Annotated in this window: 16 protein-coding genes; 2 read left to right on the top strand and 14 right to left on the bottom strand. The window is 65.7% G+C overall.

What is annotated here, in order from left to right:
• Positions 1–6 precede the first annotated feature (6 nt).
• From JVX91_RS12660 to JVX91_RS12650, 3 genes are all read right to left on the bottom strand, one after another.
• Positions 7–465 (bottom strand): sn-glycerol-3-phosphate transporter, encoded by a 459-nt coding sequence (locus JVX91_RS12660; protein ID WP_205339544.1) that lies wholly within the window; start codon positions 463–465, stop codon positions 7–9.
• 14 nt (positions 466–479) lie between these two features.
• A complete protein-coding gene (locus JVX91_RS12655) occupies positions 480–944 on the bottom strand; it encodes a glycine zipper 2TM domain-containing protein (protein ID WP_205339543.1) in 465 nt (154 codons plus the stop codon).
• 123 nt (positions 945–1,067) lie between these two features.
• Positions 1,068–1,997: a LysR family transcriptional regulator gene (locus JVX91_RS12650; protein ID WP_205339542.1), complete on the bottom strand. Its 930-nt coding sequence runs from the start codon at positions 1,995–1,997 to the stop codon at positions 1,068–1,070.
• A gap of 97 nt (positions 1,998–2,094) precedes the next feature.
• On the opposite strand from JVX91_RS12650, the gene JVX91_RS12645 reads away from it, so the two are divergent.
• A complete protein-coding gene (locus JVX91_RS12645; protein WP_205339541.1) occupies positions 2,095–2,694 on the top strand; it encodes a short chain dehydrogenase in 600 nt (199 codons plus the stop codon).
• A 189-nt stretch (positions 2,695–2,883) separates the two neighbouring features.
• Here JVX91_RS12645 and JVX91_RS12640 read toward each other — a convergent pair whose 3' ends face one another.
• Complete coding sequence (locus tag JVX91_RS12640; protein WP_205339540.1) at positions 2,884–3,282, bottom strand: DUF488 domain-containing protein; 399 nt, start codon at positions 3,280–3,282, stop codon at positions 2,884–2,886.
• A gap of 85 nt (positions 3,283–3,367) precedes the next feature.
• Here JVX91_RS12640 and JVX91_RS12635 point away from each other — a divergent pair, with 85 nt between their 5' ends.
• Positions 3,368–4,036, top strand: coding sequence for a hypothetical protein (locus JVX91_RS12635; protein WP_205339539.1), 669 nt, complete (start codon positions 3,368–3,370; stop codon positions 4,034–4,036).
• Between the two features lie 263 nt (positions 4,037–4,299).
• On the opposite strand, the gene JVX91_RS12630 is transcribed toward JVX91_RS12635, so the two are convergent.
• From JVX91_RS12630 to JVX91_RS12585, 10 genes are all read right to left on the bottom strand, one after another.
• A complete protein-coding gene (locus JVX91_RS12630) occupies positions 4,300–4,551 on the bottom strand; it encodes a hypothetical protein (RefSeq protein WP_205339538.1) in 252 nt (83 codons plus the stop codon).
• On the bottom strand, positions 4,548–5,252 hold the full coding sequence (locus JVX91_RS12625; RefSeq protein ID WP_205339537.1) for an aspartate/glutamate racemase family protein: 705 nt from the start codon (positions 5,250–5,252) through the stop codon (positions 4,548–4,550). Before JVX91_RS12625 ends, JVX91_RS12630 begins: the two co-directional genes overlap by 4 nt.
• Before the next feature lie 17 nt (positions 5,253–5,269).
• Entirely contained in the window at positions 5,270–6,370 is a 1,101-nt protein-coding gene (locus tag JVX91_RS12620) for a PLP-dependent cysteine synthase family protein (RefSeq protein ID WP_205339536.1), read from the bottom strand.
• 37 nt (positions 6,371–6,407) lie between these two features.
• Complete coding sequence (locus JVX91_RS12615; RefSeq protein ID WP_205339535.1) at positions 6,408–7,313, bottom strand: DMT family transporter; 906 nt, start codon at positions 7,311–7,313, stop codon at positions 6,408–6,410.
• A gap of 379 nt (positions 7,314–7,692) precedes the next feature.
• Positions 7,693–8,028, bottom strand: a complete 336-nt coding sequence (locus JVX91_RS12610) for a Na+/H+ antiporter subunit G (protein ID WP_205339534.1) — start codon at positions 8,026–8,028, stop codon at positions 7,693–7,695.
• Positions 8,025–8,294, bottom strand: coding sequence for a K+/H+ antiporter subunit F (locus tag JVX91_RS12605; protein WP_017521062.1), 270 nt, complete (start codon positions 8,292–8,294; stop codon positions 8,025–8,027). The genes JVX91_RS12610 and JVX91_RS12605 overlap by 4 nt, the downstream gene beginning before the upstream one ends.
• Positions 8,279–8,779, bottom strand: coding sequence for a Na+/H+ antiporter subunit E (locus JVX91_RS12600; protein WP_205339533.1), 501 nt, complete (start codon positions 8,777–8,779; stop codon positions 8,279–8,281). The genes JVX91_RS12605 and JVX91_RS12600 overlap by 16 nt, the downstream gene beginning before the upstream one ends.
• Complete coding sequence (locus JVX91_RS12595; protein ID WP_205339532.1) at positions 8,776–10,272, bottom strand: monovalent cation/H+ antiporter subunit D; 1,497 nt, start codon at positions 10,270–10,272, stop codon at positions 8,776–8,778. The genes JVX91_RS12600 and JVX91_RS12595 overlap by 4 nt, the downstream gene beginning before the upstream one ends.
• Positions 10,269–10,610: a Na+/H+ antiporter subunit C gene (locus JVX91_RS12590; RefSeq protein WP_205339531.1), complete on the bottom strand. Its 342-nt coding sequence runs from the start codon at positions 10,608–10,610 to the stop codon at positions 10,269–10,271. Before JVX91_RS12590 ends, JVX91_RS12595 begins: the two co-directional genes overlap by 4 nt.
• Positions 10,610–13,405 carry a monovalent cation/H+ antiporter subunit A gene (locus JVX91_RS12585; protein WP_205339530.1) on the bottom strand — a complete coding sequence of 932 codons (2,796 nt, stop codon included), beginning with the start codon at positions 13,403–13,405 and terminating at the stop codon, positions 10,610–10,612. Before JVX91_RS12585 ends, JVX91_RS12590 begins: the two co-directional genes overlap by 1 nt.
• Positions 13,406–13,631 lie beyond the last annotated feature (226 nt).

The following is a 13,631-nucleotide window of genomic DNA, read 5'->3' as shown; positions in this document are numbered from 1 at the left end:
GAAGGATCAGAAGCGCACGCCGACGTTAACCATCGCGGCCGATCCCCCCAGCACCACGAACTCCGCAGCGACCGGCCCCAGGTGCGCGCCCACCGACGGGATGATTGCCGGCGCTACGCCATAGCGGTTCAGCGGAATCTTGTCGCGGTAGTCGCCGCGATAACCCTGTAGCGCGCCGCCAGTGACCTTGGCGTAGAACGGCGTGCCGTCCCAGTCGAAGCGCTTGCCGGCATAGACGTAGTTGGAACGCTGGCTGAACGAGTTCTTGAAGGTCGCACCGCCGAACACCACGCCATCGGCGCGGTTACGCTCGAGGCCGATCAGTTCCTGGTGGTTGTTGTGCTCCGGATCGTTGGTCCAGTGGGTCGTGTAGACGCTGGTCTGCAGGTACCAGAAGCCCCCGTCATCAGCCATGGCGATGCCACATCCAAGCAGGGCCAGCGCGGCAATCAGCAGGCGGCGCATGGCGCGTCCTCCGTTCAGATGGTGACGCGGCTGGCGCCGTTGACGGTCATGATGCGCACGCGATCACCGATCCGGAACTGCTGGTTGGCATCCACCGCCTGAACGTAGGCGCGGGTGCCGCCGTCATCCTCGCGGACCACGATCTCGACGCCCTGGGTGCGGGTAATGCCCTCTTCCACCGCCGAGCCCGCCGCCCCGCCAGCCACGCCGCCGAGAATGGTGGTGATGGCCTTTCCACGGCCGCCGCCAATGGAGTTGCCGGCGATACCGCCAACCGCCGCGCCGGCCAGGGTGCCGATGGGCGTCTTGGTGCCTTCGATCTGCACCGGCCGCAGGGATTCGACGGTGCCCATGCGGACGTTCTGCACAGCGCGGGCGTCAGCGCGGGAATAGGAAGAACCCGACAGGTTGGACGCGCAGCCGCTCAGCAGAGCGGCGCTGGTGAGCAGGGCGGTCAGCAGCAGAGTAGAACGGTTCATGGTGGTCACCTCGGAAGGGGCTGAAAGAATAGGGCAAAGCCTACGAGGCCAACCCTGAACTCCCCCTGAACCCTTTCTGAACCATCACTGAACAAAGCTGAACGAAGCTGAATGAAACCTCTGTCAGCCCTCCAGGGCGACCAACTGCCTGCGGCTGCGCTCGAACCAGCGCAGCAGGTAGTCCGCCAGAAGCTGCGTGCGGCGCGGCAGGCGACCCTGGTACGGATGGATGAGGAACACCGGCTGGCTGCGAGTCTGGTAATCACGGAGCAGCCAGACAAGGCTGCCTTCAGCCAATTCCTGCTGAATCATGTAGGACGGCAGCCGACTGATGCCGGCACCAGCCAGCGCGGCTTTCTTCAGCAGCGTGTAGTGGTTGCTCGCCAGCACGCCACTGATCGCAACGCGGAACAGTTCGTGGCGGCGCTGATAAAGCCACACGTCGCTGTCCTGATAGTGGGTGTTCTGCAGGCAGGAATGCCCGGTCAGGTCCGCCGGAACCTGCGGCGCACCGTGTTCGGCGAGGTAGTCCGGCGTGGCGCAGGTCAGTTCCTGCAAGGCGAACAGGGGCTTGGCGACGAAGCGGTCATCCACTTCCAGGCTGCCGGAACGGATCGCCAGGTCGAAGCCGTCGGCCACCAGGTCGCGGCGCTCGTTGGACAGATCCAGTTCCAGGCGGATGTCCGGGTATTGGCGGGAGAACTCCATCAGCCAGGCATCGAAGAAGGTCTCACCCAGCGACACCGGTACGCTCAGCCGCACCTTGCCCTGTGCCTCTTCCTGCAACGCCAGCACCGCCTGCCGAGCCCGCGCCGCCTGGGCATTGAGCGCCTGGGCCTCGGGCAATAGCGCGGCGCCGGCTGCGGTCAGGGACAGACGCCGTGTCGTACGGTGCACCAGGGTCGCGCCCAGCGCCTGCTCCAGCGCGGAAATGCGCTTGGACAACTGGCCCTTGCTGCAACCGAGCTTCTCCGCAGCGTGGGTGAAGCTGCCGCATTCCAGCAGCACGGCAAAGGCGGAAAGGTCTTCCAGGTCGCTGGCGATTGTTTCCATATGAAAACCAAAGGTTGTCGATTAGATGGATTATCACAACAAGTTGCCAGACTACTCTGGATAGGTCTTCAGCCAAACCACCCAGTGGAGCCTTCTCATGAAAATCATCCTGATCGGTGCCAGCGGCACCCTCGGCCAGGCCGTCGCCAACGAACTGAGCCCGCGCCACGACATCATCCGCGTGGGCCGCAACAGCGGCGACTACCGCGTGGACATCACCGACAGCGCCTCGATCCGCAAGCTGTTCGAACAGATCGGCGGTTTCGACGCGCTGGTCAGCGCCGCCGGCAAGGTGCACTTCGGTGCGCTGTCGGAAATGGGCGAAGCGGAAATGGCGGTCGGTCTGAAGGACAAGCTGATGGGCCAAGTGAACCTGGTGCTGATCGGCAGCCAGTACGCCAACGACGGCGCTTCCTTCACCCTCACCACCGGCATCCTCAGCGAACAGCCCATCGTGCTGGGTAGCTCCGCCAGCCTGGTCAATGGCGCGGTGGAAGGCTTCGTATGCAGCGCCGCCCTGGAATTGCCGCGCGGCCAGCGGATCAACGCGGTGAGCCCGAACGTGCTGGTGGAATCGATGGAGGGCTACGCGCCGTTCTTCCGTGGCTTCAAGCCGGTCCCCGCCGCCGACGCCGCGCTGGGCTTCGCCCGCAGCGTGGAAGGCAAGCAGACCGGGCAGGTGTACAAGATCTGGTGACCACCCTGCACGCTGCGCTCTGAGCGGCTTTGCGTAGGATGGTGTGGAGCGAAGCGATACCCATCAATGCACCGACAGACATTGTCGATGGGTATCGCAAGTTCTACCCATCCGACGATCCTGACAGTCGGACTGATGCCTTGGCGTCTGCCATTCACCTGGGTTCGCGAACAAGCTCGCGAACTGCCGCTATTCGGTCTTCCCGGCATAACAGACCGGGGAACTCCCCTCGCCCTGTTTCTCCAGCTCATCCTCAAGGAACTCCGCCAGCACCCGGGCATTGTTGTGCTCCTCGTCCCTGGCCGCATAGAGCAGCGTCAGCGTGCCCTTGCGCGCCAGATCGAGCAGGCCCATCCAATGCTCCGGATGCGCGTTCAGCTCGCCGTGGTAGGCCCTGCGGAAATCCTCGAACAGGCTCGGATCATGATGAAAGCGCTGACGCAGCTCGTTGGACGGCGCAGCGTCCTTGGCCCAGAACGCCATGTACAGGTCTTCCTTGCGAATCCCCCGCGGCCACAGGCGGTCCACCAGTACCCGCTCTCCATCCGCTTTCATGGCCGGCTCGTAGGCGCGCTTGCAACGAATCATCCGAAATCCTCCCCACCCAGGGCTTAGCCCTTGAGATGACCGGCGTCGCTGGGTAACGTGGCTCCACTTTCGAGGGAGCCACTCCATGCGATCCAGCCGTTTCATTATCTTCAGCCTGCTACCCCTGTTCGCCGCCTGCCAGGTGTGGACGCCGAACAAGACCGATATTAACGCCTCCACCCGCCTGCAAGGCGAGCTGAGCCGGCTGGACGGCAAACTGGTGTTCCGCAGCTGTGCCGAGCAGCGCCGCTTCAGCATCGAGGACACCGGCAACACCGGCCTGCCCCGCGACGCGCTGGAAATGTTCAACGACGGCGCTACCACCCTGTTCGCCGACCTGCGCGGCAACTTCAGCGGCAGCACCGCCCAGGCCACCGACGGCAAGCTGGAAGTGAGCAAGGTCCTGCGCCTGCAGAACGAAGGTCCGGGCTGCGACGATCCGAACTTCAAGCGCGCCATCGTCCGCGCCAGCGGCAACGAGCCGGGCTGGAGCGCGCTGGTGAACAACCAGGGCATGCTGATCGAACAACCGGGCAAGCCGCCGCTGGTACTTCCCTTCATCGCCGAAGGTGTGCCGGATGGCAGCACCAGTTACTCCAGCGAAGCCAACGGCGAGAAGGTCGAGCTATGGATCGCTCCGGCGCGCTGCCAGGACAGCATGAGCGGCGCCCTGAGCAACCTGTCGGCCGAGCTGCGCCTGGACGACAAGGTCATGCGCGGCTGCGCCTATCCGGGCGGCTCCAGCAACGACTGACTGCACCCTATGCACTGATGCCCAGGCTTCCACTCCAAGCGCCACCACTCGCAGGAACAGCCCAAGGTGACAGGCTTTTGACCTTGTAGGAGCGGACCTTGTCCGCGAAGCGGTTCGATTCACGCTGGGCCATCCGGCGCATGCCGGGTGGAGTTCGCGGACAAGGTCCGCTCCTACGGGGCGATTTCAGTACTTCTGGCGCGATAGGTTCGAATCGCGCCTGTGGCCATCGCGGGCGACGTCCGCTCCCACGTCCTGCCAGTTCAGACCAGCAGCCCCGCCGCCATCAGCCGCGCCTTGAGCGCAGCGAACTCCTCGGCGTACTCCCAGTAGGCCAACCGGCCGGGGCTGGCGGTCACCAGTACGTACTTCTCGCTGATCGACTGGATGCGTTCGATGCGCACCAGTTTCTCGACGAAATCTGGCTCCGCGACCTGTTCGATCACTTCGCGGTTCTGCTCGTCGTAGCCGTGCACCATGAACGCGGCGCGCACCTTCAGGCTGATGAAACTCATGCCGGCTCTCCCAGGATGGCTGCATCGGCCGCGTGCAAGGCGTGCAGGGCGGTGGTATCGAACAGCGGGACCGAGGCGTCGGCCGGGCCGACCAGCAGGGAAATCTCCGTGCAACCCAGGATCACCGCCTCGGCGCCCTGCTCCACCAGCGCGGCGACGACGCGCCGGTACTCTTGCCGCGACGCGTCGCGAATCTGCCCCAGGCACAGCTCCTCATAAATGATTCGGTGCACCACCTGGCGGTCCGCCTCGTCCGGCGTCAGTACCTTCAGCCCGAACCTGTCCACCAGGCGATCCTTGTAGAACGCCTGCTCCATGGTGAAGCGCGTCCCCAGCAGGCCAACCGTGGAAACACCCGCTGCGCGGATCGCCTCGGCGGTCGGGTCGGCGATGTGCAGCAGCGGGATGTCCACCGCCGCCTCGATGGCCGGCGCCACCTTGTGCATGGTGTTGGTACAGAGCACCAGGAAGTCGGCGCCCGCAGCCGCCAGCGAACGCGCAGCGCCGGCCAGCACACGGCCGGCGGCATCCCAGTCACCGGCGTGCTGCAAGCGCTCGATCTCGTGGAAGTCCACGCTGTAGAGGGCGATCTTCGCCGAGTGCAGGCCGCCGAGTTTTTCCTTGATGCGTTCGTTGATCTGCCGGTAGTAGGGAATGGTCGATTCCCAGCTCATGCCGCCGATCAGGCCAATGGTTTTCATGGTTCCCTCCAGGAATATCAGTCCAGTCCGATGCAAGGCAGATCACCGGGAAGCGCCGCGCCATGTTCGGCGCACTGGCGCACCGCGTCGATCAGCGGATCGAGGTCGAAGCCCTGGGAAATCAGCCACAGCGGGTTGTAGTAGGTGGTCTCGTAGCGCTCGCCGCTGTCGCAGAGGATCGCCACCACCGAGCCGCTCTCGCGCCGCGCCACCATCTGCCGCGCCACCAGTAGCGCGCCGATCAGGTTGGTCCCGCTGGAGCCGCCGACATGCCGCCCCAGGCGCTGCGCCAGGTAGTGCATGGCGGCCAGGGAAAGATCGTCTGGGACCTTGCAGCAGGCGTCCAGCACGTTGGGCAGGAACGACGCTTCCACGCGTGGCCGGCCGATGCCCTCGATGCGCGAGCCGTAGTTCAGGGTCAGGTCGCGATCGCCGGTGCGGTAGGAATCGAAGAACACCGAGCGCTCGGCGTCGGCGCAGAGCACGCGGGTTTCGTGGCGGCGATAGCGCGCGAAGCGGCCGAGCGTGGCCAGTGTGCCCCCGGTGCCGGGGCTGGAGACCAGCCAGGACGGCGTGGGGAAGCGCTCGTGGCGCATCTGCTGGAAGATCGACTCGGCGATGTTGTTGTTCGCCCGCCAGTCGGTGGCGCGCTCGGCGTAGGTGAACTGGTCCATGAAGTGGCCGCCGGTTTCCTTCGCCAGGCGATCCGACTCGGCATAGATCTGCGTCGGGTCATCCACCAGATGGCTCTGGCCGCCGTAGAAGGCGATCTGCGCGATCTTCTCCTTCGAGGTGCTGGCCGGCACCACGGCAATGAACGGCAAGCCCAGCAAGCGGGCGAAATAGGCCTCGGAGATGGCGGTGGAGCCACTGGACGCCTCGATCACCGGCGCACCGGGGCGCAGCCAGCCGTTGCACAGCGCGTAGAGAAACAGCGAGCGCGCCAGGCGATGCTTGAGGCTGCCGGTGGGGTGGCTGGATTCGTCCTTGAAGTACAGGTCGACACCCGGCAGGCCGGGCAGGTCCAGCGGGATCAGGTGAGTGTCGGCACTGCGCTGGAAATCCGCCTCGATGATGCGGATCGCCTCGTGGGTCCAGTTGCGTTCCTGGGCGGACATGGTGGGTTCTCCTCGCACAATTCTCGATTCGGTGGATTCAGTCCAGCACACCGGCCGGCGTGGTGGGCGGCGCGCTGCGCCATTGGCTCAGGGCGACGCCGACGAACACCAGCCCGGCGGCCAGCGCCTGCTGGCCGCTGAGCACTTCGCCCAGCAGCAGCGCGGCGAAGATCAGGGTGAAGACCGGGATCAGGTTGATGAAGCCGGTCGCCTGGCTCGCCGGCAGGCGGCTGACACCGAAGTTGTACAGGCCGTAGGCGCCAACGGTCACCACACTGCCCAGGTAGATCAGCGCAAACCAGCCAGTCGGGCCGGGCGCCGACGGCAGGCCGGATGTCGCCAGCGCCAGCGGCAGGAAGAACACCGAACCGATGAACGCCTGCATGGCGGTCAGGATGAAGGGCGAATAGCGCGCCGACAGGTGCTTGAGCAACAGGGTGTAGCCGGTGGCGCAGAGCATCGCCAGCAGCTCGTAGAAATTGCCCAGCAGCGGGTTGGGCGCATGACGGTCCGGCTCGCTGGCCAGGGTCAGCCAGAGCGAGCCGAGTACCGCCAGGGCAAAGCCCAGCCAGGTGTTGCGGGCGATCTTTTCATGCAGCAGGAAGAAGGCGCCGACCGCCACCAGCAACGGCAGCAGCGCGGTAATCATTCCCGCCTGCGCGGCGCTGGTCTGCTGCAGGGCCAGGGATTCGAAGATGAAGTACAGGCAGGGCTCGCAGGCGGCCAGCGCCAGCAGCCATTTCCAGTCGCCGGGGCGGTAGTCGATACGTCCGCGCCAGCGCCAGGCGGCGAGGAAGATCAGGCTGCCCAGCGCCATCCGGGCGAAGATCACCCACATGGCGGGCATTTCCTGGAAGGCGAATTTCAGGGCGATGAAGGAACTGCCCCAGAGCGCCATGGCCAGCACCAGGCACGCGAGGGCGAACGGCCGGGATTGCTGCACGGGACGCTCCAGTCAAAAGGTCACCGGAGTATAGGAGGCGGGCGGTTCGGACCGACAGGTACAGAATCGCAGGGAAACTGTATGGGCTGGCACACTCTTTTTGCAGGACCGAGGGGGGACGCCCAGTCCTTGCTCGCGAACAGACGGGCCGGCGGCTCCATCGCTCAGGCGGTTCGCGAGCAAGCTCACTCCTACGAGCATCATCCAGGCAGTGAGGGGCGCTGCTGGTTTTCCCTCACCCCAGCCCTCTCCCAGAGGAAGAGGGAGCTGTCCTCCGCTGGCCGGGAGGTTCGGAACCAATCCTTGCGCCAATCAGTCCCCTCTCCCTCTGGGAGAGGGTTAGGGTGAGGGCAGGTCCCGCGCAGAAGCCGCAAAAAAATCACTCCCAGGGCTTTCCCTTGGTCCCTCGCTCCACCGGCACACGCTGCTGCATCGCCGCCTTGGCCAGCAGGTGCGCGCTCACCGGCGCGGTGATGAAGAGGAACGCGGTGATCAGCACCTCATGCAGACTCACGCCCTCGCCGCGCGTGCTGAAGTACAGCAGCGAAGCCAGCACCACACCGCCCACGCCCAGGGTCGAGGCCTTGGTCGGCGCGTGCAGGCGCGTGTAGAAGTCCGGTAGCCGGTACAGGCCGATGGCGCCGAGCAGGGCGAACAGGCTGCCAGCCAGCAGCAGCAGGCAAACCAGCGCTTCGACGATCCACTGAGTAGTCATTCGATGATGTCTCCCCGCAGGAGGAACTTGCACAGCGCCACGGTGCTGACGAAGCCCATCACCGCGATCAGCAGCGCCGCCTCGAAGTAGAGGCCGCTGCCCTTCCAGATGCCGAACAACACGATCAGCGCGATGGCTTTGATCGACAGGGTATCCAGCGCGAGGATGCGGTCCGCCACCGACGGCCCGCGAATTAGTCGCGCCACGGTGAGCAGCACGGCCACGCCCAGCAGCGCCAGGCAGATCGGGATCACGATGCCGAGCATGCGAACACCTCCTTCAGCGGCGCCTCGTAGCGCGCCTTGATGTCCGCCACGAGAGCCTGCGGATCGGGGACATCGATGCCGTGGACCAACAGCGTGCGGCGGTCGGCGGACAGATCCGCCGAACAGGTACCGGGGGTCAGGGTGATGACGCTGGCGAGGATGCTGATGGCGAGATCGTCGGTCAGCTCCAGAGGGATTTCGACGAAGCCTGGTTGCAGGTTCGACTTCGGCCCCAACACCAGTTTCGCCACCTGCAGGTTCGCCACAACGATGTCGTAGAGCACCAGGCCGATAAAGCGCAGCAGCAGGCCTGGCCGCTGAATGCGCGGCGCGGCCAGCAGCAGGTTGCGGCACAGCAGCGGAATCGTCAGACCGAGGAAGGCGCCCAGCAACCAGTGGCCGAGGGAGAAATCGTTGACCAGCAGCAGCCAGCTCAACAGCAACACGCCGCTGAGCAACGGGTGCGGTAACAAGCGCCGGATCATGCGCCACCTCCCAGCAGGATCGCGTGACGATACAGCCCGGCATCCAGCAGCTGTGCAGCGGCGGCCTGGGTGTAGTCGATCAACGGCCGCGCCGCGACCACCATCAGCGGTGCGCTGGCCAGCAGGCCGAAGGTCGCCAGCATCTTCACCGGCTCACGGTCGGCGCTACCCAGGACACTCAGCCCGGTGCGCCAGAACAGCGTGCTGCCGGCGCGGCTCAGGGCGATGATGGTCACCAGCCCGCTGACCAGCACCACGCTCCACAGCGCGACAGCCTCGCTGCCACCGCTCACCGAGCGCAGCAGCATCAGCTTGCCGAGGAAGCCCGACAGTGGCGGCAAGCCGGCGACCGCGATGGCACCGAAGAAGAACGCACCGCCCAGCAGATGCGGTTGCAACAAGGCCGGGCCTCGTACCAGTTGGCCGCTTTTGTCGCCGCGCTGGCGGGCGATCAGGTCGGCGAGCAGGAACAGGCCACCCGCCACCCAGATGCTGTGCAGCAGGTAGTAGAGCGCGGCGGACAAGGCTTCCGGCGTTCCCAGCGCGATAGCCGCGAGCAGCGTACCGGCGGAGACCACGACCAGGTACGACAGCAGCCCCTGCAGCGTGGTCGCCGCCAGCGCACCCAGCGCACCGGCCACGATGCCGGCCAGCGCCAGCGGCCACAGCCAGGCCTGCGCGAGGTTCGCCAGCTCGCCGGCCTGCTCGCCGAAGATCAGCGTGTACACGCGCAGGATCGAGTAGATGCCCACCTTAGTCATGATCGAGAACAGCGCCGCCACTGGCGCAGTGGCTTCGGCGTAGGCCCTGGGCAACCAGAAGTACAGCGGCAGCAGCGCGGCCTTCAGGCCGAACACCACCAGCAACAGCAAGGCGGCCACACGTACCAGCGGTGCCTGCTCGGCGCTCAACTGCGCCACCCGCTCGGCCATGTGCGCCATGTTCAGCGTGCCGGTGATGCCATAGAGCGTGCCCACCGCGATCAGGAAGAACGCCGAGCCGACCAGGTTGAGCACCACGTAATGCACGCCCGCGCGCACCCGCCCTGCCCCGCCACCATGCAGTAGCAGCGCATAGGACGCGATCAGCAGGATCTCGAAGAACACGAAGAGGTTGAACAGATCGCCGGTGAGGAAGGCACCATTCAGCCCGAGCAACTGGAACTGGAACAGCGCGTGGAAGCGCTTGCCGCGCTTGTCGTCCCCGCTCACCGCGTAGATCAGCGCGAGGCTGGCCAACAGCGCGGTGGCGGCAATCATCAGCGCACTCAGGCGGTCCAGCACCAGGATGATGCCGAACGGTGGTTGCCAGTTGCCCAGCGCGTAGAACTGCACCACACCGCTGTCGGCCTGTTGCAACAGCACGGCGGACAAAGGCAGCAGTGCCAGCGTGGCGAGCAACGACAGACCGCGCTGCAGGCGATTGCCCACGAGCAGCAGCGCGCAACCGGCGAACAGCGGCAGCAGGACGGGCAGGATCAGCCAGTGGTTCATCGGCTCTGCTCTCCTTCGTGGCCATCTCCACCGTCGACGTGATCACCGCCGGTGTCCGCGAGGCCACGCAGGGCCAGGACAATGACGAAAGCCGTCATGGCGAAGCCGATGACGATGGCGGTCAGCACCAGCGCCTGGGGAATCGGATCGCCGGCGTTGGCGACCTTGCCAATCACCGCCGGATCACCGGCCAGCCGGCCCATGGCGAAGAGGAACAGGTTCACCGCATACGACAGCAGGGTCAGCCCCAGCACCACCGGGAAGGTACGCGCACGCAGCAGCAGATAGACGCCGCTGGCGGTCAGCAGGCCGAGGGCGATGGCGAACAGCGCTTCCATCAGTGCGCCTCCTTGGTCAGAGGCTCCGGCGGCGCGGTGACCGAACCCAGCCCGGAAAGAATCAGTAGCGTCGCGCCGACCACGGTGAAGTACACGCCCAGGTCGAAGAGCATGGCGGTGGCCAGCTCGATCTCACCCACCAGCGGAATGTGGAAGTGGCCGAACGCCGAGGTAAGGAACGGGAAGCCGAAGAACCAGGCGCCCAGCCCGGTCAGCCCGGCGATCAGTACACCGAGACCGGCAAGGCGGCTGTAGTCCAGCGGCAGGCGCGTGCTCACCCAGCGGCTGCCGCAGGCGATGTACTGGAGGATCAGCGCCACAGAAGTGATCAACCCGGCGATGAAGCCGCCGCCCGGCAGGTTGTGCCCGCGCAGGAAGATGAACACCGAGACCAGCAGCGCCAGCGGCAACAACAGGCGTGACAGCGTGGCGAGGATCGGCGGGAAGCGATCCTTCGCCCAGGCACGGCCTTCGTCATCGCTCTCGCGGCGCAGCAGGCGCAGGCCATCGAGCAGCGCGAAGATGCCGACGGCGGCGATGGCCAGAACGGTGATCTCGCCGAGGGTATCGAAGCCACGGAAGTCCACCAGGATCACGTTCACCACGTTGTGCCCGCCACCACCCGAAACGCTGTTCTCCAGGTAGTAGCCGGCAATGCTGTCGTAGGGGCGAGTCAGCACGGCGTAGGTCAGCAGCGTGACCATCAGGCCGGCGCCCAGGGCGATCACGAAATCGCGCAGGCGGCGCAGGCTGCTGGAAGTCTTCGGCGTACGCGCCGGCAGGTAGTACAGCGCCAGCATCAGCAGGACCATGGTCACCACTTCCACCGACAGCTGGGTCAGCGCCAGGTCCGGCGCGGCGAAGCGGGCGAAGGCAAGAGCCACCAGCAGGCCGGCGATGCTGAGGATGACCAGCGCAGTCAGGCGCTGGCGATGGAACCAGACGGTGAGCGGCCCGGCGATCACCAGCAGGACCAGCCCCAGCGCAGTGATGCCATCCAGCGGCGTCTGCGCACGGTCACCCTGGATCCCGGGCAACGGCGCAAGACCGGCGAACACTACGACCACGGCGGCCAGCACCAGCAGCATCGAATAACGTTGCAGCGAGCCATTCTCCAGGTAGCCAGTGACTCGCGCGGCAAAGCGCACCACGCGCTGCACCTGCTGCTCGAACACCAGCTTGGCGTCCAACGCCGGCAGCCCGGCGTACCAGTCGAACAGCGGCTTGCGCAGCACGTAGAGCAGCACGCCGCCGGCGGTGGCGACAAAGCTCATGGCCAGCGGCGCGTTGAAGCCATGCCAGATCGCCAGGCTGTACTCGGGCAGCGCGCCGTTCAGGCTCGACGCGGCGGCGCCGGCCAGCAGCGGGCCGACGATGATCCCCGGCATGATGCCGACCAACAGGCAGATCAGTACGAGGATTTCTACCGGCACCTTCATGTAGCGCGGCGGCTCGTGCGGATGCGGGTTGGGCAGGTTGATCGGCTCGCCGTTGAAGAACACGTCGTGGATGAAGCGCACCGAGTAGCTCACCGAGAACAGCGCGCCGACGGTGGCCAGTGCCGGGATCAGCCAGTTGAAGCTGCCCATCATGTTCTGCGCCAGGGTCTCGCCGAAGAACATCTCCTTGCTGAGGAAGCCGTTGAGCAGCGGCACGCCGGCCATGGACGCCGACGCCACCATCGCCAGCACGGCGGTGTGCGGCATGTACTTCCACATGCCGTTGATGCGGCGCATGTCGCGGCTGCCGGTCTCGTGGTCGATGATGCCGGCGGCCATGAACAGCGAGGCCTTGAAGGTGGCGTGGTTGATGATGTGGAAGATCGCCGCGACGTTGGCCATCGGCGAGTCCAGGCCGAACAGCAGGGTGATCAGGCCCAGGTGGCTGATCGTGGAATACGCCAGCAGCCCCTTGAGGTCGTTCTGGAACAGCGCCATGAAGGCGCCCATCAGCAGGGTCGTCAAGCCGGTCAGGCTGACCAGGTAGAACCACAGGTCGTTGCCCGACAACAGCGGGTACAGGCGCGCCAGCAGGAAGACGCCAGCCTTCACCATGGTCGCCGAGTGCAGATAGGCCGACACCGGCGTCGGCGCCGCCATCGCGTGGGGCAGCCAGAAGTGGAACGGGAACTGTGCGGACTTGGTGAACACGCCCAGCAGCACCAGACACAGCGCCAGCGGGAACAGCGGGCTGGCCTGCAACACCTCGCGCGCACCGAGCACCGTGGAGAGTTCGAAGCTGCCGACCACGTGACCGATCAGCAGAATGCCGGCCAGCAGCGCGAGACCGCCGCCACCGGTGACCGCCAGTGCCATCCGCGCGCCCTTGCGCGCATCCGAGCGATGGCCCCAGAAGCCGATCAGCAGGAACGACGACAGGCTGGTCAGCTCCCAGAACACCAGCATCAACAGCAGGTTTTCGCTGAGCACCACGCCGAGCATGGCGCCCATGAACAGCAGCAGGAAGGCGAAGAACCGCCCGGCGGGCTCCTTCTCGGAGAGGTAATAGCGCGCGTAGAGAATGACCAGCAGGCCGATGCCCAAGATCAGCAGCGCGAACAGGAAGCCCAGGCCGTCCAGGCGCAGGCTGAGGTTCAGGCCCAGCTCCGGCAACCAGTCCAGGCGATACACCTGTGCCTCGGAACCCAGCACCGAGCGCTGGCCCATCAGCAGGATCAGCCCCAGCAGCGGCACCAGGCCGGTCGCGGCGGCACAGGCGGTACGGCCGAAACGCTCGGCCAGCAATGGCAGCAATACCCCGAAGAAAGGCAGCGCGATAATCAGCGCCAACGTCATGACCTACTCCTTTTCACCGCCGGACGGCGTTCGGACAAACAACACCGCGCACAGGCGGCCGGCTTGCAAAGGCGACGATTATCCATATCTATCGATTACACGTCATGGATTGAAGTATTACGAAAATACAGCCCCGAGCCGCGCCCGCATTGAGCTGCGCCGGATTTTCCGATCCCCCAAACGATAGCGCGCGACAGTCGGGGTGACTGTCGCGCGCTGGTTTTCG

Origin of the sequence: Pseudomonas sp. PDNC002, from assembly GCF_016919445.1 — a bacterium.
Taxonomy (GTDB): Bacteria; Pseudomonadota; Gammaproteobacteria; order Pseudomonadales; family Pseudomonadaceae; genus Pseudomonas.
This window is presented reverse-complemented; position numbering and strand designations above follow the sequence as displayed.